23 protein-coding genes are annotated in these 20,352 nt (G+C 72.2%); 13 read left to right on the top strand and 10 right to left on the bottom strand.

The features are described from left to right. Positions 1–3: 3 nt before the first annotated feature. The 4 genes from msrB to ACFZBT_RS37595 form a co-directional block, all read right to left on the bottom strand. Positions 4–411 (bottom strand): peptide-methionine (R)-S-oxide reductase MsrB, encoded by a 408-nt coding sequence (msrB, locus tag ACFZBT_RS37610; protein ID WP_391113949.1) that lies wholly within the window; start codon positions 409–411, stop codon positions 4–6. Positions 412–425: 14 nt separating this feature from the next. After that, positions 426–1,817: a UDP-N-acetylmuramate--L-alanine ligase gene (gene murC, locus ACFZBT_RS37605; protein ID WP_391113947.1), complete on the bottom strand. Its 1,392-nt coding sequence runs from the start codon at positions 1,815–1,817 to the stop codon at positions 426–428. 144 nt (positions 1,818–1,961) lie between these two features. Continuing rightward, the gene (locus ACFZBT_RS37600) at positions 1,962–2,435 is read right to left on the bottom strand and encodes an indole-3-glycerol phosphate synthase (RefSeq protein ID WP_391113944.1); all 474 of its coding nucleotides are present in this window, start codon (positions 2,433–2,435) and stop codon (positions 1,962–1,964) included. A gap of 164 nt (positions 2,436–2,599) precedes the next feature. Continuing rightward, positions 2,600–3,406, bottom strand: a complete 807-nt coding sequence (locus ACFZBT_RS37595) for a dihydrofolate reductase family protein (RefSeq protein ID WP_391113941.1) — start codon at positions 3,404–3,406, stop codon at positions 2,600–2,602. A gap of 37 nt (positions 3,407–3,443) precedes the next feature. Between ACFZBT_RS37595 and zapE the strand changes: the two genes are divergently transcribed. The 6 genes from zapE to ACFZBT_RS37565 all read left to right on the top strand — a co-directional run bounded on the left by zapE (position 3,444) and on the right by ACFZBT_RS37565 (position 9,929). Further along, positions 3,444–4,544 carry a cell division protein ZapE gene (zapE, locus tag ACFZBT_RS37590; RefSeq protein ID WP_391113938.1) on the top strand — a complete coding sequence of 367 codons (1,101 nt, stop codon included), beginning with the start codon at positions 3,444–3,446 and terminating at the stop codon, positions 4,542–4,544. Between the two features lie 198 nt (positions 4,545–4,742). After that, on the top strand, positions 4,743–5,168 hold the full coding sequence (locus tag ACFZBT_RS37585; RefSeq protein WP_391113935.1) for a hypothetical protein: 426 nt from the start codon (positions 4,743–4,745) through the stop codon (positions 5,166–5,168). 84 nt (positions 5,169–5,252) lie between these two features. After that, positions 5,253–5,834, top strand: a complete 582-nt coding sequence (locus tag ACFZBT_RS37580) for a carbonic anhydrase (RefSeq protein WP_391113932.1) — start codon at positions 5,253–5,255, stop codon at positions 5,832–5,834. 8 nt (positions 5,835–5,842) lie between these two features. Continuing rightward, entirely contained in the window at positions 5,843–7,342 is a 1,500-nt protein-coding gene (locus ACFZBT_RS37575) for a SulP family inorganic anion transporter (protein ID WP_391113929.1), read from the top strand. Positions 7,343–7,541: 199 nt separating this feature from the next. Next, a complete protein-coding gene (locus ACFZBT_RS37570) occupies positions 7,542–8,453 on the top strand; it encodes an SPFH domain-containing protein (RefSeq protein ID WP_391113926.1) in 912 nt (303 codons plus the stop codon). A 90-nt stretch (positions 8,454–8,543) separates the two neighbouring features. Then, complete coding sequence (locus ACFZBT_RS37565; RefSeq protein ID WP_391113923.1) at positions 8,544–9,929, top strand: alkaline phosphatase PhoX; 1,386 nt, start codon at positions 8,544–8,546, stop codon at positions 9,927–9,929. Between the two features lie 114 nt (positions 9,930–10,043). Here the strand turns inward: ACFZBT_RS37565 and ACFZBT_RS37560 are convergent, their stop codons facing one another. After that, positions 10,044–10,529, bottom strand: a complete 486-nt coding sequence (locus tag ACFZBT_RS37560) for an SRPBCC domain-containing protein (RefSeq protein WP_391113920.1) — start codon at positions 10,527–10,529, stop codon at positions 10,044–10,046. Next, a complete protein-coding gene (locus ACFZBT_RS37555; RefSeq protein WP_391113917.1) occupies positions 10,526–10,927 on the bottom strand; it encodes a metalloregulator ArsR/SmtB family transcription factor in 402 nt (133 codons plus the stop codon). The genes ACFZBT_RS37560 and ACFZBT_RS37555 overlap by 4 nt, the downstream gene beginning before the upstream one ends. A gap of 86 nt (positions 10,928–11,013) precedes the next feature. On the opposite strand from ACFZBT_RS37555, the gene ACFZBT_RS37550 reads away from it, so the two are divergent. From ACFZBT_RS37550 to ACFZBT_RS37540, 3 genes are all read left to right on the top strand, one after another. Continuing rightward, positions 11,014–12,531, top strand: a complete 1,518-nt coding sequence (locus ACFZBT_RS37550) for an FAD-dependent oxidoreductase (protein ID WP_391113914.1) — start codon at positions 11,014–11,016, stop codon at positions 12,529–12,531. A 62-nt stretch (positions 12,532–12,593) separates the two neighbouring features. Next, complete coding sequence (locus ACFZBT_RS37545; RefSeq protein ID WP_391113911.1) at positions 12,594–13,430, top strand: polysaccharide deacetylase family protein; 837 nt, start codon at positions 12,594–12,596, stop codon at positions 13,428–13,430. Between the two features lie 18 nt (positions 13,431–13,448). Next, positions 13,449–13,628, top strand: coding sequence for a hypothetical protein (locus tag ACFZBT_RS37540; protein ID WP_391113908.1), 180 nt, complete (start codon positions 13,449–13,451; stop codon positions 13,626–13,628). Here ACFZBT_RS37540 and ACFZBT_RS37535 read toward each other — a convergent pair. Further along, complete coding sequence (locus tag ACFZBT_RS37535; RefSeq protein WP_391113905.1) at positions 13,620–14,291, bottom strand: ABC transporter; 672 nt, start codon at positions 14,289–14,291, stop codon at positions 13,620–13,622. The genes ACFZBT_RS37540 and ACFZBT_RS37535 overlap by 9 nt on opposite strands. Beyond that, positions 14,288–15,154: an ATP-binding cassette domain-containing protein gene (locus ACFZBT_RS37530; RefSeq protein WP_391113902.1), complete on the bottom strand. Its 867-nt coding sequence runs from the start codon at positions 15,152–15,154 to the stop codon at positions 14,288–14,290. Before ACFZBT_RS37530 ends, ACFZBT_RS37535 begins: the two co-directional genes overlap by 4 nt. 42 nt (positions 15,155–15,196) lie before the next feature. Here ACFZBT_RS37530 and ACFZBT_RS37525 point away from each other — a divergent pair, with 42 nt between their 5' ends. Then, positions 15,197–15,937: a peptidyl-tRNA hydrolase gene (locus tag ACFZBT_RS37525; RefSeq protein ID WP_391113899.1), complete on the top strand. Its 741-nt coding sequence runs from the start codon at positions 15,197–15,199 to the stop codon at positions 15,935–15,937. Positions 15,938–15,948: 11 nt separating this feature from the next. Here ACFZBT_RS37525 and ACFZBT_RS37520 read toward each other — a convergent pair whose 3' ends face one another. Next, positions 15,949–16,314 (bottom strand): darcynin family protein, encoded by a 366-nt coding sequence (locus ACFZBT_RS37520; protein WP_391113896.1) that lies wholly within the window; start codon positions 16,312–16,314, stop codon positions 15,949–15,951. Positions 16,315–16,430: 116 nt separating this feature from the next. On the opposite strand from ACFZBT_RS37520, the gene ACFZBT_RS37515 reads away from it, so the two are divergent. After that, on the top strand, positions 16,431–17,363 hold the full coding sequence (locus tag ACFZBT_RS37515) for a LysR substrate-binding domain-containing protein (RefSeq protein WP_391113893.1): 933 nt from the start codon (positions 16,431–16,433) through the stop codon (positions 17,361–17,363). A gap of 111 nt (positions 17,364–17,474) precedes the next feature. After that, positions 17,475–17,924: a hypothetical protein gene (locus tag ACFZBT_RS37510; RefSeq protein WP_391113890.1), complete on the top strand. Its 450-nt coding sequence runs from the start codon at positions 17,475–17,477 to the stop codon at positions 17,922–17,924. A 12-nt stretch (positions 17,925–17,936) separates the two neighbouring features. Here ACFZBT_RS37510 and ACFZBT_RS37505 read toward each other — a convergent pair whose 3' ends face one another. Continuing rightward, positions 17,937–18,509, bottom strand: coding sequence for an ion channel (locus ACFZBT_RS37505; protein WP_391113888.1), 573 nt, complete (start codon positions 18,507–18,509; stop codon positions 17,937–17,939). Positions 18,510–18,671: 162 nt separating this feature from the next. Here ACFZBT_RS37505 and ACFZBT_RS37500 point away from each other — a divergent pair, with 162 nt between their 5' ends. Beyond that, a complete protein-coding gene (locus ACFZBT_RS37500) occupies positions 18,672–20,234 on the top strand; it encodes a DUF692 family multinuclear iron-containing protein (protein ID WP_391113885.1) in 1,563 nt (520 codons plus the stop codon). Positions 20,235–20,352: the final 118 nt, after the last annotated feature.

Genomic DNA, 20,352 nt, shown 5'->3' with positions numbered 1-20,352 from the left:
GTCTCAGCCCTCGGCGGGGGTCAGGCGCAGCGCGATGCTGTTGATGCAGTAGCGCTGGTCCGTGGGCGTGGGATACCCCTCACCCTCGAACACGTGCCCGAGGTGCGAGCCGCAGCGCGCACAGCGCACCTCGGTGCGCACCATGCCGTGGGTCCGGTCCTCGATCAGTTCCACCGCGTCGGTGTCCCTCGGGTCGAAGAAGGACGGCCAGCCGCAGTGGGACTCGAACTTCGTGTCCGAGGTGAACAGCTCCGCACCGCAGGCACGGCAGGAGTAGACGCCCTCGGTCTTGGTGTCGGTGTACTCACCGGTGAAGGCGGGCTCGGTTGCCGCCTGGCGCAGGACCGCGTACTCGCCCGGGGTCAGTTCCGTGCGCCACTGCTCGTCCGGCTTCTCGACGTCGTACGGCATGAGCCTCCAGCCCCTCAGTTCGACAGACGGTCCAGGATGTGCGGGCCGAGGTCGGTGACGTCGCCCGCTCCCATGGTGAGAACGAGATCACCGGGCTTCGCCATTCCCGCGACGACCGAGGGCACGTCCGCCTTGTCGTGCACCGGCGTGACGTCGGCGCCCGCCGCCCGGGCCGCCTCGATGATCAGCTCGCTGGTGACGCCGGGGATCGGGTCCTCGCGGGCCGGGTAGATGTCCAGCACTACCGAGGCGTCCGCGAGGCCCAGGGACTGGCCCATCTCCTTGCCCAGCTCCTGCGTCCGCGAGAAGAGGTGCGGCTGGAAGACGACCAGGATCCGGGCCTCGCCCGCCGCCGCGCGCATGGCCTCCAGGTCTGCCGTCATCTCGGTGGGGTGGTGCGCGTAGGAGTCGATGACCTGGACGCCCGCGGCCTCGCCCTTCAGCTGGAGCCGCCGTTTCACGCCCGTGTAGGCGGCGATCGCCGGGGCCAGCTCGGCCGCCGGGATCCCGAGGGCGACGCCCGCCGCCAGCGCGGCCACCGCGTTGTGCGCGTAGTGCCGGCCGGGGACGGAGACCGCGAAGGTCAGCGTCTCGCCTTCCAGCACCACGGTGACCTCGCTCTTCAGCCCCTGCGGCACCACCGACAGGATGCGCACGCCGGCGTCCTCGGACTCGCCGTAGGTCACCACCCGCACACCGCGCTCCGCGACCCGGCGGGTCAGCTCCCGGGCGCCCTCGTGGTCGGCCGCGATCACCAGCGTGCCGCCCTCGGTGATCCGGTCCACGAACGTCTCGAACGACTCGTAGATCTCGTCCATCGAGGCGTAGTTGGCGTGGTGGTCCAGCTCGACGTTGAGGACGATCGCGACCTCGGGCGCGTACTTGTGGAAGCTGCGGTCCGACTCGTCCGCCTCGGCGACGAAGATCTCGCCGTCGCCGTGCAGCGCGTTGGAGCCGGGCGCGTCCAGGTCCCCGCCGATCGCGTACGACGGCGTCAGGCCGAGCGCGCTCAGCGACACCGCGAGCATCGAGGTCGTGGTCGTCTTGCCGTGCGTACCGGCGACCGCGATCGGCCGCAGGCCCTCCATCAGGGCGGCGAGCGCGTCGGAGCGGTGCACGACGGGGATGCCGAGCTCGGCCGCGCGGGCCAGCTCCGGGTTGTCCTGCCGGATCGCCGACGACACGACCACACAGCTGGCGTCGTCGGCCAGGTGTTCGGCGGCGTGCCCGATGTGCACCGTCACACCCAGCGCCCGCAGCGCCTCGGCCGTCGCCGACTCCCTCGCGTCACTGCCCGCCACGACGGCCCCGCGCTGCGCGAGGATCTTCGCGATACCCGACATCCCGGCCCCACCGATCCCGATGAAGTGCGGTCGGTCCATGGCGGTGGGAAGGCCGGGTGCCATGCATGTCTCCAAGTTCGAGTGACGAGGGCTAGCGGCCCCAGCCTATTTCAGGAGCGGGGAGTGCTGTGTCAGCCTCAGGGGCGCGGGGAACCGCGCGAGCAACCCGACACAACCCGCACCCGGCAAAAGCACAACAACCCGGCCCTACGCCTTGCTGTGCGAGAACAGCTTCAGCACCGGCACCCCCACCTTGTGCCGGGCCCGCGACGCCCAGTCCCGGTGGAAGAACTCCTCCACGTAGTGGGGGTCGGTCAGCACGATGACCTCATCCGCGCCGACCTCCTCCACCAGTGACTTCAGCGCGTCCAGCGGATGATCCTCGATCAGCCGCCCCTCCGCCCCGCTCCCGGACGTCCGCAGCGCCGCGAGGGACACCTCCAGTGCCCGCTGCCCGACGCTCAGCGCCTCCTCGCCCTCCGGCGTCTCCCCCTCGCGCACGGCATCGTCGAGTTCGCCGAGCGCGACGTCGTCGATGGCCCGCAGCAGACGGTCCGCCTGCTCGCCGCGCGGCTGGAGCAGCACCTGGAAGGAGACCGGCTCCTCCCCGTGCAACGTGGTGACGAACTCCACGTCGGCGGAGGTCAGGGCCTTCTCGATCATCAATACGCTTGTGAACACCAGGCGCCCCTTCTCATCCTTGCGGAAACCATCCTGCCCCGTGTTCGCACGGGAACTGCCGGATCCAGTGTGCCCTTCGGAATCCAAACAGAACGGCATATTCCGAACGTACTGACCGTCCGGCTTCCTGCCCGCCTCTACCCCGCGCCGCGCGGTTCAGTACGTCAGGACCGCCCGTACCTCGTGAACAGGAAGCCGTCCTCCTCCAGCATCGACAGCAGCGAGAAGCGCCGCGGGACCGTGATGGCGGGCCCTCCGGCGATGCGCTGGGCGTCGCCGGCCGTGAGCATCGGGGAGACGGTCAGACAGAGCTCGTCGAGCACGCCGGCCGCCACCAGCTGCCCCAGCAGCCGCGGCCCGCCCTCGGTGAGCAGCCGGGTGTGGCCCAGCTCGGCGAGGGCCTGGACGGCACGGGCGGGGTCCACGCCGAGGCCGTCCCCGGCGGTCACCACGCGCGCGCCCGCTTTCTCGGCGGTGGCGACGCGGTCCGCGGCGGCCGCGGCTCCCGTGAGGACCAGGGTGGGCACCAGGGGGGAGGTGAACAGCGGGAGCGAGAAGTCCAGGTCGAGGCTGGCGGTGACGACCGCGATCACGGGGGCGGGGGCCTGCCCGACCGCCTCCCGCATCGCCGCGAACTCGGCACGCGCGCGGGCCGGCCGGTACCCCTCCTGGCGGACCGTTTCCGCGCCCACGACGACCACGTCCGCCAGCGCCCGCAGCGTGCCGAAGATCCGCATGTCGGTCGGGTTGGAGATGGGCTGCGAACGGCCGTCGTGCTGGGCGGCCCCGTCCAGCGTGGACACCATGTTGGCGCGCAGCCACGGCAGCGGCCCCCCGGCGTGCGGCTCGGGATAGGCGTACGCGGCCGCCAGCTCGGCCAGAGACCACTCCCGCCCGGCCCCCTCCCCACCGGACGCCCCACCCGGGGCCGGAGCTGCTGTTTCATCGGTCACAGGGAACAGACGTCGCATGCCGTGCAGTGTTCCACGCGCCGTAGCATGGTGAACCGTGTCCTCCTCTCCCGCCCCCTCCGGTACCGGCCCGATAGCCGACGCGGCTCCGCTGTCCCTGTGCGCTCGTGAGCCGCACGTTCCCGCGGACCGGCTGGTCGCCGAGATGGTGCCGCCGCCGCGGTTCGACTCGGTGCGCTTCGGTACGTACATCCCCGACCCGAACCAGCCCAGCCAGACCGAGGCCGTCCAGGTCCTGGAGAGCTTCGCGGCAGGCCTCGACCGAGGAGCGGGCGGTTCCGGCAAGCGGCGGCTGTTCGGTTTCGGCAAGGCGCCGAAGAAGGCCCCGGCCGGCCCGCGCGGCGTCTACCTCGACGGTGGCTACGGCGTCGGCAAGACCCACCTGCTGGCCTCCCTGTGGCACGCCACCCCGGCCGAGCCCGAGCTCAAGGCGTTCGGCACCTTCGTGGAGCTGACCAACCTGGTCGGCGCCCTCGGGTTCCAGAAGACCGTGCAGACGCTGTCAGGCCACCGCCTGCTGTGCATCGACGAGTTCGAGCTCGACGACCCGGGCGACACCGTCCTGGTCTCCACCCTCCTCGGCAAGCTCGTCGACGCGGGCGTGGCGCTCGCCGCCACCTCCAACACGCTGCCCGGCAAGCTCGGTGAGGGCCGGTTCGCCTCGGCCGACTTCCTGCGGGAGATCCAGGGCCTGTCGGCCCACTTCCGCGCCCTGCGCATCGACGGCGAGGACTACCGCCACCGCGGTCTGCCCGAGGCACCGCCGCCATACTCCGACGAACAGGTGACCGAGACGGCGCACGCCACCGAGGGCGCCTCGCTCGACGCGTTCTCGCCCCTCCTGGAGCACCTCGCCCGCGTCCACCCCAGCCGGTACGGCGCGCTGACCGACGGAATCGGGGCGGTGTGCCTCACCGGCGTGCGGCCGGTTCCCGACCAGTCGACGGCCCTCAGGCTCGTCGTCCTGGCGGACCGGCTCTACGACCGCGAAGTGCCCGTGATGGCCAGCGGCCTGCCCTTCGACCAGCTCTTCAGCGAGGAGATGCTGAACGGGGGCTACCGCAAGAAGTACTTCCGGGCCATCTCCCGGCTCACCGCCCTGGCCCGCGACGCGGGCAGGCTGGCGAACTCCCGGTAACCACAACCCCAATACCGCGCCAACTACCGTGCCGCCAAGGGGTGGTTCAAGCCAACCCACCCACGGTTTTCAGGCTCTCTTCAGCTTGAAACGTTAAGTTAACCCTGCAAATGACTTTGCAGGGTTAACGTGTTTCTTGACCAGTCATTGACCAAGTGTTGGTCAGCGCTAGACGTATGAAGAGCTGAAGGGGGGCGCATGTACCGAGGTACGACGGCACGGACCGTGGTTTCGCTCCTCGCCGCCGCCCTGCTCGCCCTTCAGTTCTTCGCACCGACGGCGCCCTTCGCATCCGCGCACACACCCCGTAAAGCAGTGGCCAAGGCCCAGCCCGGAGCTGAGCCCTCCGGCCATGCCGCGCGCCCCGGAATCCTCTCCGGGAAGGCGCTGCGCGACGAGATCGCCGACTGCCGCGCCGGACACCTCGGGGACCCGACCGGTCCCCTGCGGACCCGCGACCGGTTCCACCACGCCGACTCCGCGCCCTGCGCGCCGGAGCGGGCCCGGCTGCGGCACATCCAGCCGGCAGCACAGGACCAGGTCAGAGCCGGCGCCGCGCACCATCGCGCGTCGAGATCCTCGACGTCGCACACACCGGCAGCGCTTCAGGTCTTCCGCTGCTGAGGAACAGAGTCGTTCCGCCCCCCCCACCTCTGTCATGCCCGTCCGACGCGTCCCCATCGCGCGCCAGGAGGAGTCACCACACTCATGCAACCCCTCATCGACAACGCCCGCACGCACGGACAGCGCCCTGAGGAGTTCGCCCGCCTCGCCGAGGGCCAGTCCCCCGACGTCCTGTTCATCACCTGCTCCGACTCCAGGGTCGTCCCGGCCCTGATCACGGGCGCCCGGCCCGGCGAGCTCTTCGAGCTGCGCACGGCGGGCAACGTAGTTCCCCCCTACACCCTCGGACACCCCACCTCCGAGGCGGCCACGATCGAGTACGCCGTGGAAGTCCTCGGCGTCAAGGAGATCGTGGTCTGCGGCCACTCGCACTGCGGCGCCGTCGGCGCGGTGGTGCGGGGCGACGACCTCACCGGCGTACCCGCTGTGCGGGACTGGCTCGCGCACGCCTGCGACGAGCCCAAGTGCGCGGACCCGGCCGACAAGACGGTCACCGAAGCCGTGCAGAACCACGTGCTCGCCCAGGTGGAGCGGCTGCGCGCGTACCCGAGCGTGGAGAGCCGTCTGACGGACGGCCGGCTCCGGCTGCACGCCTGGTTCTACGAAGTGCACACCGGGACCGTGCGCAACCACCGCGCGGACACCGACTCCTTCGAGAAGCTGTGAGGGGCGCCATGACCAAGTTCCCCTATCTGAGGCAGGACTTCACCGCCTCGCTCGTCGTGTTCCTGGTCGCGCTCCCGCTGTGCGTGGGCGTGGCCGTCGCCTCCGGTGTCCCGGCCGAACTCGGCCTGGTCACCGGCATCGTGGGCGGCCTCGTCACCGGATTCCTGCCGGGCAGCAGCCTCCAGGTGTCCGGTCCGGCCGCCGGTCTGACCGTGCTGGTCTACGAGGCGGTCGACACCTACGGGCTGCCAGCGCTCGGCATCATCGTGCTGGCCGCCGGTCTGCTGCAGCTCATCATGGGCGCGCTGAAGCTGGGCCGCTGGTTCCGCGCGATTTCCGTCTCGGTCGTCGAGGGCATGCTGGCCGGAATCGGTCTGGTGCTCATCGCCGGTCAGCTGTATTCGATGGCCGGACTCAAGGCGCCCGCCTCCGGCATAGACAAGATCCTGGGCCTGCCCGGGGCCGCTGTCGACGCGCTCGGCAGCACCAAGGCACTCACCTCCCTGGTGCTCGGCGCGGCCACCATCGCGGTGATGGTGCTGTGGAAGAAGCTCCCGAAGCAGGCGCAGGCCGTTCCGGGCGCGCTCGCCGCGGTGATCCTGGCGATCGCGGCCACCGCCGCGTTCAACCTGCCGGTCGCCACCGTCGAGGTGAAGGGTCTGCTGGACTCCATCCAGCCTCCCGGCCTCGACACCTTGGGCGGCGTGGGCGTCGGCATCATCGGCACGATCATCGCCTTCACCCTGATCGCCTCCGCCGAGAGCCTCTTCAGCGCCGCCGCGGTGGACCGGCTGCACGACGGGCCGCGCACCCAGTACGACAAGGAGCTCATGGCGCAGGGCGCGGGCAACACGCTCTGCGGCGTGCTCGGCGCGCTGCCGATGACCGCGGTCATCGTCCGCAGCTCGGCCAACGTCAGCGCGGGCGCCAGGACCAAGGCCTCCCGGGTGATGCACGGCGTGTGGCTGCTCCTCTTCGCGGCGCTCCTGCCGGCCACGCTGGCCCTGATCCCGCTGCCCGCGCTCGCCGGCATCCTGGTCCACGCGGGCTTCAAGCTCATCCCGTTCCGCAAGATCGTGCCGCTGTGGCGTGAGCACCGGGGCGAGGCGGTCATCCTGGTCGTCACCGCAGTGTCGATCGTCGCGGTGAACATGTTCGAGGGTGTCCTGATCGGTCTGGCCCTGTCGGTCGTCAAGACCGCCTGGGAGGCCTCGCACATCAAGCTCGAGGTCATCGACAAGGGCGCCGGCCCCATCCAGGCGTACCTGTCGGGCAACGCGACGTTCCTGCGGCTGCCGAAGATCCTGGACAGCCTGGAGAGCCTGCCGCAGGACCGCCCGGTCGAGCTGGACCTGTCGGGTCTGCACCACCTCGACCACGCCTGCCGCACGGCCCTGGAGAACTGGGCAGAGCGCCACAGCGCGACGGGCACGGAGCCGGTGAAGGTCACGGAGCCCGAGCTGGACTCCGAGCAGTCGAAAGAGGGCGAGAAGGTGACGGTGGCCTAGCGGCCCGCCGCGACACCGACACCCCGGCCCGGGACGCGCCCCCCAGCGCGCCCCGGGCCGTTCCCATGTCCGTCGCAGGCCGCATGTCCGTCGCAGGGCCGCATGTCCTTCGCGGGCCTGGGGGCATGGCCTAGAACCCTAATCCCGGCATATCGTTACAGAAGCATACGAAATCGGACCTCTGGACGGGGAGGTCGGCATGGTCGAGGAGCTGATGGGGGCGGTGGCGGCGGTCTGCGCCGGTGGCCTCGTGTATCTGGCCGCGGCGGCGCGGATCGTCAAGCAGTACGAGCGCGGGCTCGTCTTCCGGCTCGGGCGTGTGCACGGGGACGTGCGGCGGCCCGGGTTCACCATGATCATTCCCGCGGTGGACCGGATGCGGAAGGTCAACCTGCAGATCGTGACCATGCCCATCCCCGCCCAGGAGGGCATCACCCGCGACAACGTCACCGTGCGGGTCGACGCGGTGGTGTACTTCAAGGTCGTGGACCCGGCGGCCGCGATCGTGAACGTCGAGGACTACCGCTTCGCCGTCTCCCAGATGGCGCAGACCTCCCTGCGCTCGATCATCGGCAAGAGCGAGCTGGACGATCTGCTGTCCAACCGGGAGAAGCTCAACCAAGGCTTGGAGCTGATGATCGACAGCCCGGCCGTGGAGTGGGGCGTGACCATCGACCGGGTGGAGATCAAGGACGTGTCCCTGCCGGACACGATGAAGCGCTCCATGGCCCGCCAGGCCGAGGCCGACCGGGAACGGCGGGCCCGTCTGATCAACGCGGACGCCGAGTACCAGGCCTCGAAGAAGCTGGCCCAGGCCGCGCACCAGATGGCCGACACGCCGTCCGCGCTCCAGCTCCGGCTGCTCCAGACCGTGATGGCCGTGGCGGCGGAGAAGAACTCCACGCTGGTGCTGCCCATCCCGGTGGAGCTGCTGCGGTTCCTGGAACGAGGCCGTGAGGAGGACCGCCGGCCCCAGACACGGGAACAGACACCCGAACAGACACAGGCACAGCCACAGGCACCCGCGGAGCATGCCCTCGAGGAGGCGGAGCACCCCCTCGACAAGACGGAACAGGCCATGGAAGCGCTGCGGCGGGCGGTGGAGCAGTGACCCGCGCTACGCGCGTGGTTCACGAGGCCCGCACCAGGTGATAGACACAGCGGGATCACAGTTCCTGTCCGCCAGCAGGAAGGCTCCCCCATGACCGAAACCGGTCGTTTCACCACCACGCGTCGTCAGGTGCTCGCCGGAACGGGCGCCCTGGGCATCGGGATCGGATTCTCCGGCGCCCTGTCCGAACTCTTCACCGACACCGCGGCCGCACAGAGTCTCGGTCACCACGGCTACGGCCCGCTCGTCCCCGACCCGAAGGGCCTGCTCGACCTCCCGAAGGGCTTCCGTTACCGGGTTCTCTCCCGCGAGGGAGACCAGCTCCGGTCGGGTGAGGGCAAGGTCCCCTCCAACCACGACGGCATGTCGGCCTTCGCGGGCAAGGGCGGCCGGGTCCACCTGGTCCGCAATCACGAGAACCGCGCCACCGGCAAGGTCCCGGTCCCCACCGTCGAGGGCCTCACGTACGACCCGGCGGGCAAGGGCGGCTGTACGGCCCTGACGCTGGACTCCCGCAACCACGTCCTGTCGGAACGCGTCGCGATCGCCGGCACCGCCGTGAACTGCGCGGGCGGCCCCACCCCTTGGGGTACCTGGCTGACCTGCGAGGAGACCGAGGACAAGGCGGGCACCAACGGCTACACCAAGGACCACGGCTTCATCTTCGAGGTCGACCCGGTCGACCCGCACCGCACCGGAGCCGTACCGCTGACCGCGATGGGCCGCTTCGCGCACGAGGCGATCGCCGTCGACCCCCGGCGGGGTGTGGTGTACGAGACGGAGGACGCCTTCGACAAACCCTTCGGCCTCTTCTACCGCTTCCTGCCGAAGAAGCCGCTGGGCGGCCGGGGTTCGCTGCGCGCGGGCGGCCGGCTGCAGGCCATGCGGGTGCCCGGCGTACCCGATCTGTCCACGATCCAGGAGATCGGCGCCGAGTTCGACGGCATCGAGTGGGTGGACGTACCGGATCCGCTGGCCGCGCAGACGCCGATCCGCTTCCAGGACTTCGGCCGCGGGGGCATCACCCACGCGCAGAAGCTGGAGGGCTGCTACTGGGGCGGCCGTTCGGTGTACTTCGTGTCGTCCTTCGCCCACCGCTCGGACGGTTCGACGGCCGACCACTACGGGCAGGTCTGGCGCTACGACCCCGAGCGCCGCCGGCTGACCCTGGTGATCGTCTTCGGTCCGGACAGCGACATCCAGCTGCCGGGAGACTCACCGGACAACATCTGCCTGGCGCCCAGCGGCGGCCTCATGGTCTGCGAGGACGGCAACGGCGCCCAGCACGTCTACGGCGTGACCCGGCGCGGCGAGGTGTACGCGATGGCCCGCGGCCGGCAGAACATCGGCACCCCCGAGAAGCCCGAGTGGGGTGAGTTCGCCGGAGTGACCTTCTCTCCCGACGGCGACACGATGTACGTCAACTGCTACACACCCGGCACCACGTTCGCGGTGACGGGCCCCTGGCGCCGGTAGCCGGGACCGCGCTCCGCACCGGGGCGCCGGGTGCCGAACCCGGCGCCGCGGGCGACGGGCGCCGAGTCCCGCCGGCCCTCCAGGGCATGGGCACCGGTGGCAAGGGCGGGCCGGTCAGGCGGCGAGCAGGGCGTCGATCTGGCCGACGGCCTCCTTCAGGCCCTCCTCCATGCCCATGGTGACCAGCTGCTCCATCTGCTCACGGGAGTCGAAGAGGGAACGCATCTCCATGCGGGTGCCGCCGCCGTGCTCGGTGAGGGTCACCCGCACGGAGATGGTCGGCATGTCGTCCTTGGGCTTTCCGTCGTCGTCGGCGAAGCCGTCCGTGAACTCCAGGGCCGTGGGCGCGGTGACCGAGGTGATCCGCCACCAGCCGCGGTGCCGGTCGCCCTCCGGGCCGGTCATGAAGTACGCGACCTCCCCGCCCGCGGTCAGATCGTGCTGCTCGACGGTCGCCGGGTAGGTCGGCGGTCCCCACCACCGCTCCAGCTGCCGGGGGTCGGCCCACAGCCGCCAGACCCGCTCGACGGGGGCGGCGAAGTCGGCGATCAGGGTGAGGGTGAGGTGGTCGAGGTCCTTGTCGACACTGGTGACACTCATCTCCGGGGTCCTTCCGTGGCGTCGTTCTCGTCGTTCTCGTCGTTCTCGTCGTTCTCGTCCGTTCCGGGGTCCTCGGCGAGCAGCCGGGCCATCCGGTCCACGCGCCCGCGCCATGCCGACTCGAGTTCGTCGAGGGCCTGGCGTGCGCGGCCCACCGCTTCGGGGTCCGTGCACACGAGCTGCTCCCGTCCGCTGCGCTGCTTGGTGACGAGGCCCGCCCGCTCCAGCACGGCGACGTGCTTCTGCACCGCCGCGAAGCTCATCGGGTAGGACGCGGCCAGCCGCGACACCGACAGCTCCCCGCGCACGCAGCGGCGCAGTATGTCCCGGCGCGTGGTGTCGGCCAGGGCGTGGAACAGCCGGTCCACCGTCTCGTCACCCAACTCATCTACAACCATTTGGTTGTACGTTAGCTCCGCTGCCCCGTCCTGTAAAACGACACGCCCGCCCGTTGAAGCGGACCCTCGGGGGTACTCGGCGACCCATGCGCGAGAAGGAGCAGGTCAGCAGCTCGTACTGGCTTCAGACGGCACCGGACGGCCGTCACCCGGCCCTGGCCGAGGACCTCGACGTCGACGTGGCGGTGATCGGCGCCGGGATCGCCGGACTGTGCACGGCGTGGGAGCTGACGCGGGCCGGACGGAGCGTGGCGGTGCTGGAGGCCGGGCGGGTCGCGGCCGGGGTCACCGGGCACACCACCGCCAAGGTCACCGCCCTGCACACGCTCGTCTACGACAAACTGCGGCGCACCCGCGGCCCCGAGGGCGCGCGGCTGTACGCCCGCTCCCAGTCCGAGGCGATCGAGCGCGCGGCCGGGATCGTGGAGGAACTCGGCATCGACTGCGAGTGGGAGAGCCGGAGCGCCTACACCTACGCGTGCGACGCGGGCCGGGTGGACGAGCTGCGCGCCGAGGCACGGGCGGCCGCCGAGGCCGGACTGCCCGCCTCGTTCGTGACGGAGACCGGGCTGCCCTTCCCGGTGGCGGGCGCGGTCCGGGTCACCGGGCAGGCCCAGTTCCACCCGCGCAAGTACCTGCTGGCACTCGCCTCCGACCTGACCGGACGCGGCGGGCGGATCCACGAGGACACCGCCGTCCTCGGCCTGGACGAGGGCGAGCCGTGCCGGCTGTCGACCACGACCGGGGCGACGGTCAGGGCCCGGGACGTCGTCGTCGCGACGCACTACCCGATCTTCGACCGGGCTCTGCTGTTCGCCCGGCTGTCGCCGCGCCGCGAGCTGGTCGTGGCCGGGACGATCCCCGCGGACCGGGACCCGGACGGCATGTTCATCACGCCCGACGAGGGCATCCGCTCGGTGCGCACGGCACCGTACGAGGGCGATCGGCGGCTGCTCGTGGTCACCGGCGAGCACTTCACACCGGGCACCGGCGACCCGCGGGCCCGCTTCGAACACCTCACCGCCTGGGCCCGGGACCACTTCCCGGACCTGGACGTCACCCACCGCTGGGCCACCCAGGACATCGACCCCACCGACACCGTGCCGATGGTCGGCCCGCTGCACCCGGGTGCGCGGCACACGTACGTGGCCACCGGCTTCGGCGGCTGGGGCATGAGCGGCGGCATGATGGCGGGCCGTCTGCTCACCGCGCGGATCACGGGCGAGGAGTGCGAGTGGCGCGGGCTGTACGACCCGCGCCGGCTGAGGCCCGCCGTGCGTGAGGCCCCGTCGTTCCTCAGGACGCAGGCCAAGGTCGCCGGCCACTTCGTGGGCGACCGGCTGCGGCCGGTGCCGCCCGTGGAGGCCCTGCCGCCCGGCGAGGGCGCCGTGGTGCGCGCCGACGGCCACCGCCTCGCGGTCTACCGGGACGACGACGGCAGCCTGCACGCCGTCTCCGCCCGCTGCACCCACCTGGGCTGCCTGGTCGCCTTCAACGGGGCCGAGCGCGCCTGGGAGTGCCCCTGCCACGGCTCCCGCTTCGACACGGACGGCAAGGTGATCCAGGGCCCGGCAACGAAGCCGCTGGAGCAGCGGGACATCTGACGGCCGGGTGACACCCGCGGTCGTCACGCATAAGGGCACGCTTCCGCCCATATCTTCATACGGTGATCGCCCTTCTCCGCCGTGCCACCGTCATGTGCGCCCTGAGCACGGCCCTCGCCGCCTGCGGTACCACCACCCATCCCCCGCGGGCGGTCACCACTCCGGTACCCGCACCACCGCCGAGGCCCCCCACCCTCGCCCCCGGTCCGGCCGGCCTCACTCCCGTCTTCGAGCACGGCCCCCGCACCCGCGGCCGGACCGTCGCGCTCACCTTCGACGCCGACATGACCGCCGGGCAGGGGGCGCGGGCGGCGGCGGGCGAGCGGTTCGACCACCCGCGGCTGATCTCGACGCTGCGCGCGCTGAAGGTGCGGGCCACGGTGTTCATGACCGGCCGCTGGGCCGAGCAGTACCCCGACCAGGCCCGCTCCATCGGCCGGGACCCGCTCTTCGAGGTCGCCAACCACTCCTACAGCCACTACGCCTACACACCGGACTGCTACGACCTCCCGACCGTGCCCGAGGAGCGGAAGCGGTCGGATGTGGAGCGGGCCTACGCCGCGTTCCGGAAGGCCGGCGTACGGAATCCGATGCCGTACTTCCGCTTCCCCGGCGGCTGTTACGACCGCCGGGCCCTGAAGGCCCTGGCCCCGACCGGGGTGACCGCCGTGCAGTGGGACGTGGTCGGCGGTGACGCCTTCGAAACGGACCCGGACGTGATCGTCCGGCAGGTGCTGGACGGGGTGCGGCCCGGCTCGGTGGTCGTCCTGCACTGCACCCGCAGCGCCGCCCCGGCGACCGAACGGGCCGTGCGGACGATCGTGCCCGAGCTGCGCCGCAGGGGCTTCCGGTTCGTGAAGGTGTCCGACCTGCTCGGGGCCGTGGGCGAGCGGCCCTGACCGGCCTACGCTGGAGGTATGAGCGAGGACGACTACTGCTTGATCGCCTCGGCCAGGCCACCCCTCGCGGAGGGCCCGCCGTACGCCGAGTGCGTGCTGTGCCGCGAGCCCACGGAGTACCCGGAGTCGTACAAGGGCATCACGCTCTGCCCGGTCTGCGAGTGGCAGGAGGCACAGCGCACGGCCTGCTCAGGGTGATCGACGGGAGGCGAGCGCACCGGCCAGGGCCAGCGCCGCTGCCGTGACCAGGGCCGCTGCGGTCAGGGGCAGCAGCGGGAGCGGGACGGTGCCCGACCGGGAGCCGGCCACCAGGCCCTGCACCGCCGCCTGCGCCGGGGAGCCGGTGGCCACCAGGGACAACAGCGCCGCGAGCAGCAGCGCCAGGACGGCACGGCCTCGCGACCGCAGCAGCGGCCGACTCGTGAGCGCGCCGACGGCCGTGCCGAGCAGGGCGCAGGCCAGGGCGGCGAGCAGCCCGGCACCGCAGGCGGGGGCGAGCGGCACCCGGGTGCGGTGGTCCGAGGCGACCGGGTCGCTGAGCAGTGTCACGAGAAGGGTCGTGACCGAGCCGAGTGCCGCCGCGCCGGCCAGCGCCACCAACAGGCAGGCCACATGGGCCCGGGCGGGCCCGGCGGCCGCCGCCACGCAGCCGCGAGCGGGCTCCGGCTCGCCCGTGACGCAGATCCGCGCCAGCCAGGCCGCGACGGGCAGCAGCGCGGCGGCGGAGTAGCCGAGCGAGTCGAGCACCGGCTGTCCGGCCCGGACGCTGATGGCGAGGAAGGCGGCGTACAGCAGGAACGGCGGCAGCCAGCGCTGCGAGCGCAGCAGCAGGGCGGCGTGGTAGCGCATGAGGGCGGTCATCGGCTGCTCCCGGGGGCATCCGGTTGCGGAGCCACGCGCACCACGTGCCAGGGAGGCCGGGCCGAGAGCAGGGCGCGGAGCAGGATGTCGGAGTGCGGGGCGGGAACGGTCAGGCGGTAGCGGCCCGGCCCGGTCTCCTCGGCAAAGGCGGCGGTCCGCCGCACGTCGTCGGGAAGCCGACCGTCCGGCGGGCCCTGCGCCTCGACGGTGACGCGCGGTCCGGACGGCCGGGGTCCCGGCACCTCGCACGGAACAAGGCTCCCGTCGCGCACGGCGTACGTCGCGTCGGGCAGACCCGTGAGGCGGCGCGGATCGTGGTCGACGAACACCACGGATCCACCCGCCGCCGTGCGCGCGGCGACCGCACGCTCCAACTCGGCGCGGGCATCGGTGTCCAGACCGGTCCACGCCTCGTCCAGCACCAGCAGCTCCGGCTCCGCCAGCAGGGCCTGGGCGACCGCGACCTTCTGGCTGCTCCCCTTGGACAGCCGGGCCATCGGCGTATCGGCGTAGGCGGCGGCTCCGAGGCGCTCCAGCCACTCACCGGCGGCCCGTGCGGCAGTCGTGCGGGACAGGCCGTGCACGGTGCCGAGGTGGGTGAGGTAGCCGACGGCGGTGAAGGGCAGGGCCGGCGGGAACCGCTCGGGGACGTAGGCCGTGCGCGGCCGGCCGGTGATCCGGCCTTCGCTGGGAGCGTCGATACCGGCGAGCAGGCGCAGGAGGGTGGACTTACCCGTGCCGTTGGCGCCTTCGACGCGGACAAGCCGGCCCGGGGCCACCGTCAGGTCGACGCCACGCAGCACCCAGGGGCCGCGCAGGCCGTAGCGGCGGCCCGCGTTCTCCAGGGACAGGTCGGGTCGCATGGGCCCATCCTGCACGATCTTGCGGCTGGCAGACTGGGCTTCGTGAACGAACACCCGACGCCCGTCAGTGACAGCCCCTTCCGGTCCGAGCCCTCGGCGCGCGACACGGCACCGCAGTTCGTGCTTCCGCTGGTCGTGCGGATCGAGCGGGCGGAACCGCCGGCGCGTACGGACGCGCTCGAGACGGCCGCGCTGGCCGTGCTGACGATCCTGGGCGACGAGCGGTCGGCCGGCGACGGCGAGTGGGCCCAGGCCATGCGGGACTGGCAGGACGCCCGGATCCGCAAGGTGGTGCGGCGGGCGCGCGGGGCCGAGTGGCGGCGGGCCGAGGCGCTGCCCGGCATCACGGTCACCGGCGAGTCGGCCCAGGTGCGGGTCTTCCCGCCGGTCCCGCTGGACGGCTGGCCCAAGGACCTGGCTCGGCTCCAGGTCTCCGGCACCGACCTGGACGACCCGGAGCCGCCGGTGGACGCGGACCCGGCCGCCGCCGTGCTGTGGGTGAACCCGCACCTCGGCATGACGGCCGGCAAGGCGATGGCCCAGGCGGGCCACGCCGCCCAGCTGGCCTGGTGGGAACTGACCGACGAGGAGCGGGCCGCCTGGCATGACGCGGGCTTCCCGCTCGCCGTACGGACGGCCGCCGCGGCCCGCTGGCCGGAACTGACGGACAGCGGGCTGCCGGTGGTCCGGGACGCGGGGTTCACGGAGATCGCCCCCGGTGCCACCTTCGCGGTGGAGGGGGTCGACCGGATCCGTGCCCTCGCGCGCGAGGGACGGCCGTAGGGCGGCGCGCGTCAGGTCGTGATGGTGGTCACGGCGTCGACGCCGTAGGTGCGCGCGTAGCCGTTCTCGGTGCCGACGAGGAGGTCGACGACCTCGAACCAGCGGTCCCAGAAGAGCGTCTCCCGCAGGGCGTCGACGAGGAGCTGGTAGGCGTGGTGGTCGTCCGCCTCCCAGACCCAGACGTCGGTGACGCGCGCGGAGTAGAACTCCGTGTCGTAGAAGCGCGACCGGACGCCCTTGGTCCTGGCCTCGACCACGGGGACGACCTCGGTGGCGAAGGCGTTCACGCGCTCCTGGGGGGTCATGGCGAGCCATTCGGGTGTGGTCTTGACGAGCATGAAAGCCGTCACGGGCACAGTGGTTTCCTCGGTGGACATCGTGGCTCCTTCGGTGGGTCGTCGAGCGGCTGACGTTCCTCATCCTCCGGAGCCCAACACCGTTGCCACAATGGGAACTTCAGCAAGGGATCATTGCCTGGAACGGAATTACTCTGGTGAACAGCACGGATCCGGTCGTCGACGCGAATCTCGCCGTGGCCCTGCACGCCCTGCTCGACGAGCAGAGCGTCACCCGCGCCGCCGAACGCCTGCACACCTCCCCCGCGGCCATGAGCCGCACCCTCGCCCGTCTCCGCCGTCTCCTCCAGGACCCCCTGCTGGTCCGGGCGGGGCAGGCCATGGTCCCCACCCCCCGGGCCCAGGCGCTGCGTGACGAGGCCGCCGCGGTGGTGCGCCGCCTCGGGGCACTGCTCGGCCCCGGCTCCGAGGCCGACCCCGCCACCCTGCGCGGCACCTTCGCCCTCCAGGCCTCCGACCTGGTGGCCGCGGCGCTGGCCCCCGGGCTGCTGGACCTGGCCCGGGAGGAGGCACCGGGCGTCTCGTTGCGGCTGCGCGCCGAGGAACTGGAGGCCGGGCCGGCCCTCCGCGACGGCCGGATCGACCTGGAGATCGGATCGATCGACCACGTCGATCCCGAGACCCAGGTCGAGGAACTGGTCAGGCTGCGGATGGTGGCGGCGGTCCGGGACGGTCATCCCCTCACCCGGGACACCCTGACCCCGGACCGGCTCGCCGCCGCCGAGCACGTGGTGGTCAGCCGCCGCGGCCGGTTCACCGGGCCCCTCGACACCGCCCTGGCCGAGCGGAACCTCCGCCGGCGGGTCACCGCCGTGCTCCCCAGCCACCTGGCCGCGCTGCACCTCGCCGCCCGCGGCGACGTCGTCTGCCTCGTCCCCGCCGCGCTGCCCGGCGCCCAGCCGTCACCCCTGACCGAGGCCGCCACCGCGCTCGGACTCGGCCTGCTCGACATCCCCGTGCCGCTGCCGCCCCTGGTCATCGGCATCGCCTGGCACCCCCGCCACGCCGCCGACGGAGCGCACCGCTGGCTCCGGGACGCGGTCCGCCGGACCCTCCGGCCGAGTCCCTGACGTCCCTGACGGGGCCGCGGGACGTCCACCCGTTCGGCGCAGCCGCGGACGCGCCGGTCGCGGGCGGGTGCTCCAGTGGGATGACGAGTCGACCCGACCCAGGAGGCAGTCATGACCAGTGCAGCGCACCCTCCCACTCCGCCCGCCCCCGACCGGACGCCCGGCGGCTCCGGCAGCGACGCCGATTCCTGGGCGGCAGGGGGGCTCACCCTCGGCGGCACTCTGATGGTCGTCTACGGCCTCTTCGCGGTGTTCCAGGGCATCGCGGCGATCGCGAACGACGAGGTGTACACGAGCTTCGGCGATTACGTCTTCGCGTTCGACCTGACCGCGTGGGGCTGGATCCACCTGGTCGTCGGGGTGCTCGTGGTGCTGGCCGGGTTCGGCCTGTTCACCGGGGCCACCTGGGCGCGGGTCGTCGGCGCGGGCGTGGTCGGGCTGGCGCTGATCGCGAACTTCATCTGGCTGCCGTACCAGCCGTTCTGGTCGATCATCATGATCGTGACCGGTCTGTTCGTGCTGTGGTCGGTGTTCAACTACCGCGCCTCAAGCACGGCGTAGGCACCGGCCGGGTCAGTTCGGCGGCGGACGCCGGTCCCGGTCGGCGACCACCGTGTGCAGCCGACGGGTCAGCGCGGTGGCCGCCGCGGTGAGGAAGACGAACGTGTACAGGATCTGCAGGACGGTCACCATGCGGGCCTCCTGTCCGCTCGGCGTGATGTCGCCGTAGCCGACGGTCGCGAGCGTGACGACGGTGAAGTACAGCGCGTCGACCCTGGTGCGCAGACCGACGAACTGGCCCGGCTGCTGGGCGAGGGCGTAGTAGCCGGACGAGAAGACCAGTACGGCCAGGCACATCAGCAGCGAGATCATGAGGCCCGACCGTGCCTGCGGCTTCTCCAGCACCACGTCGCGCACATGACGCAGCAGCAGCGCGGCCACGAGCGTCAGGCACAGCACGAACAGCGGCCAGCCCAGCCAGGGGCGGTCGGCGCCGAGCCCTTCGAGCGGCAACAGGAAGTAGGCCGTGCCGCCCGCCACGAGCAGGGCTCCGGCCCCGATCCGCAGCCGGCGGACACCGGCCGCCCCGGGATCCGGCTCACGCCCACGCGCGGGGCGCTGCGGCTGCTCGCTGCCTTCGGGCACAGTTCCGGTCTACGGCGTATCAGGGGGCGGCGCGAGCCCGGTGCCTCCGTCGGTGAACCTCAAATGTTCCTCTGAAGGCGTCCGCGGCAGGGTTCGGGGCCGGGCGGCTGGGCCATACCCCCCTCACGTTCGAGGAACGGGCCGTGCGGAGGAGGGGGACGAATGGAGCGACTGGGGACGGGCATCGGGTGGCGACCGGAGATCGCGGACGCCGTGGAGCGGATGCCGGGGATCGACTGGGTCGAGGCCGTGGCCGAGAACGTCTGCCCCGGGCATCTGCCCGAGTCGCTGGAGCGGCTGCGCGAGCGCGGCATCGCCGTGGTGCCGCACGGCGTCTCGCTGGGCCTCGGGGGCGCGGAGCGGCCCGACGAAGGGCGGCTCGCCGCGCTGGCCGAGCGGGTGGAGACGCTCGGCTCGCCGCTGGTCACCGAGCACATCGCGTTCGTACGGGCGGGCGGTGCGCTGACGGCGTCCCCGCGCCTGGAGGCGGGCCATCTGCTGCCCGTGCCCCGGACCCGGGACGCCCTCGACGTCCTGTGCGAGAACGTCCGCATCGCGCAGGAGTCACTGCCCGTGCCGCTGGCCGTCGAGAACATCGCCGCGCTGATCTCCTGGCCGGGCGAGGAGATGACGGAGGGCCAGTTCCTGTACGAACTGGCCGACCGCACCGGCGTCCGTCTCCTCATCGACGTGGCCAACCTGCACACCAACCACGTCAACCGCGGCGAGGACCCGGCCAAGGCCCTCGCCGAGCTGCCCCTGGAGGCCATCGCCTACGTCCATGTCGCGGGCGGCTTCGAACGCGACGGCGTCTGGCACGACAGCCACGCCCACCCCGTCCCCCGCCCGGTCCTCGACATCCTCACCGACCTCGCCTCCCGCGTCTGTCCACCGGGCGTCCTCCTGGAACGCGACGAGAACTTCCCGGAACCGGCGGAACTGGAGCGGGAGCTGGGCGCGATCCGGCGCGCGCTGGAGGCAGGCGCGGTCGAGCGCGTGAAGACACAGCTCCTGGAGGCGGGCGCCGCGGCCACCCGGCGGGCGGAGGCAGAGACGGTCGGAACCGGGAACGGCGACACACCCGGGGAAACCGAGGCGTCCGGGCGAGCCCAGGGGGCACTCACGGCAGCCGGTATCGGACGGACGGCCCGAGAGGCCCAGGCAGCCGAAAGCCCGGCGCTCGCCGACGCCGAGCGCCAGGGAGAAGGGGCCCTGAGCGCCGGACGCCGGCTGCACGCCGATGCCCCGCAGCGGGGCGATGAGACCGGGGCGGTCGGGGCGACACGGGGCGCCTTCGACCTGCCCCACCCCGGTGCGCGTGAGCGGGTGGGGCTCGCGCAGGCCGCGTTGCTGTCCGCGCTGGTCGCGGGGACGCCCGTGCCCGAGGGGTTCGACCGGGTGCGGGTCGGCGTGCAGGCGCGGGCGCTCGCCGCGAAGCGGGCGGATGTTGTAGGGAAGGTCGCGCCCGAGCTGCCGGTGATCCTCGGGGAGGACTACCGCACCGCCTTCCTCGGGTACGCCCAGACCCACCCCATGACCGACGGCTACCGACGCGACGCCCTCACCTTCGCCGAGCACCTGCTGTCCGCCGGGCGGCCCGGGGACGCGCAGGCGCGGCGGGAACTACGGGAGTGGTGGCTGGAGCGGTCGGGCCCGGAGCCGCGCTCCCGGCGCCCGGCCCACCGGCTCGCTCGCGCCACACGCAGGGTCCTGCTGCGGCGTTGAGGGAACCCACTCCGAGAAGGAGCCTCTAGGTCGTGTCCGCAAAGTGGCGGCATCGTTGGTTTGTTCGTGGTGCGTCGTCATGAGCTGACTGATGAGTCGTGGGCGGTGATCGAGCCGT

Source organism: Streptomyces sp. NPDC008137 (assembly GCF_042957035.1).
Classification (GTDB): Bacteria; Actinomycetota; Actinomycetes; order Streptomycetales; family Streptomycetaceae; genus Streptomyces.
The sequence above is the reverse complement of the archived record's forward strand: the minus strand, read 5'-3'. Positions and strand labels throughout refer to the sequence as shown.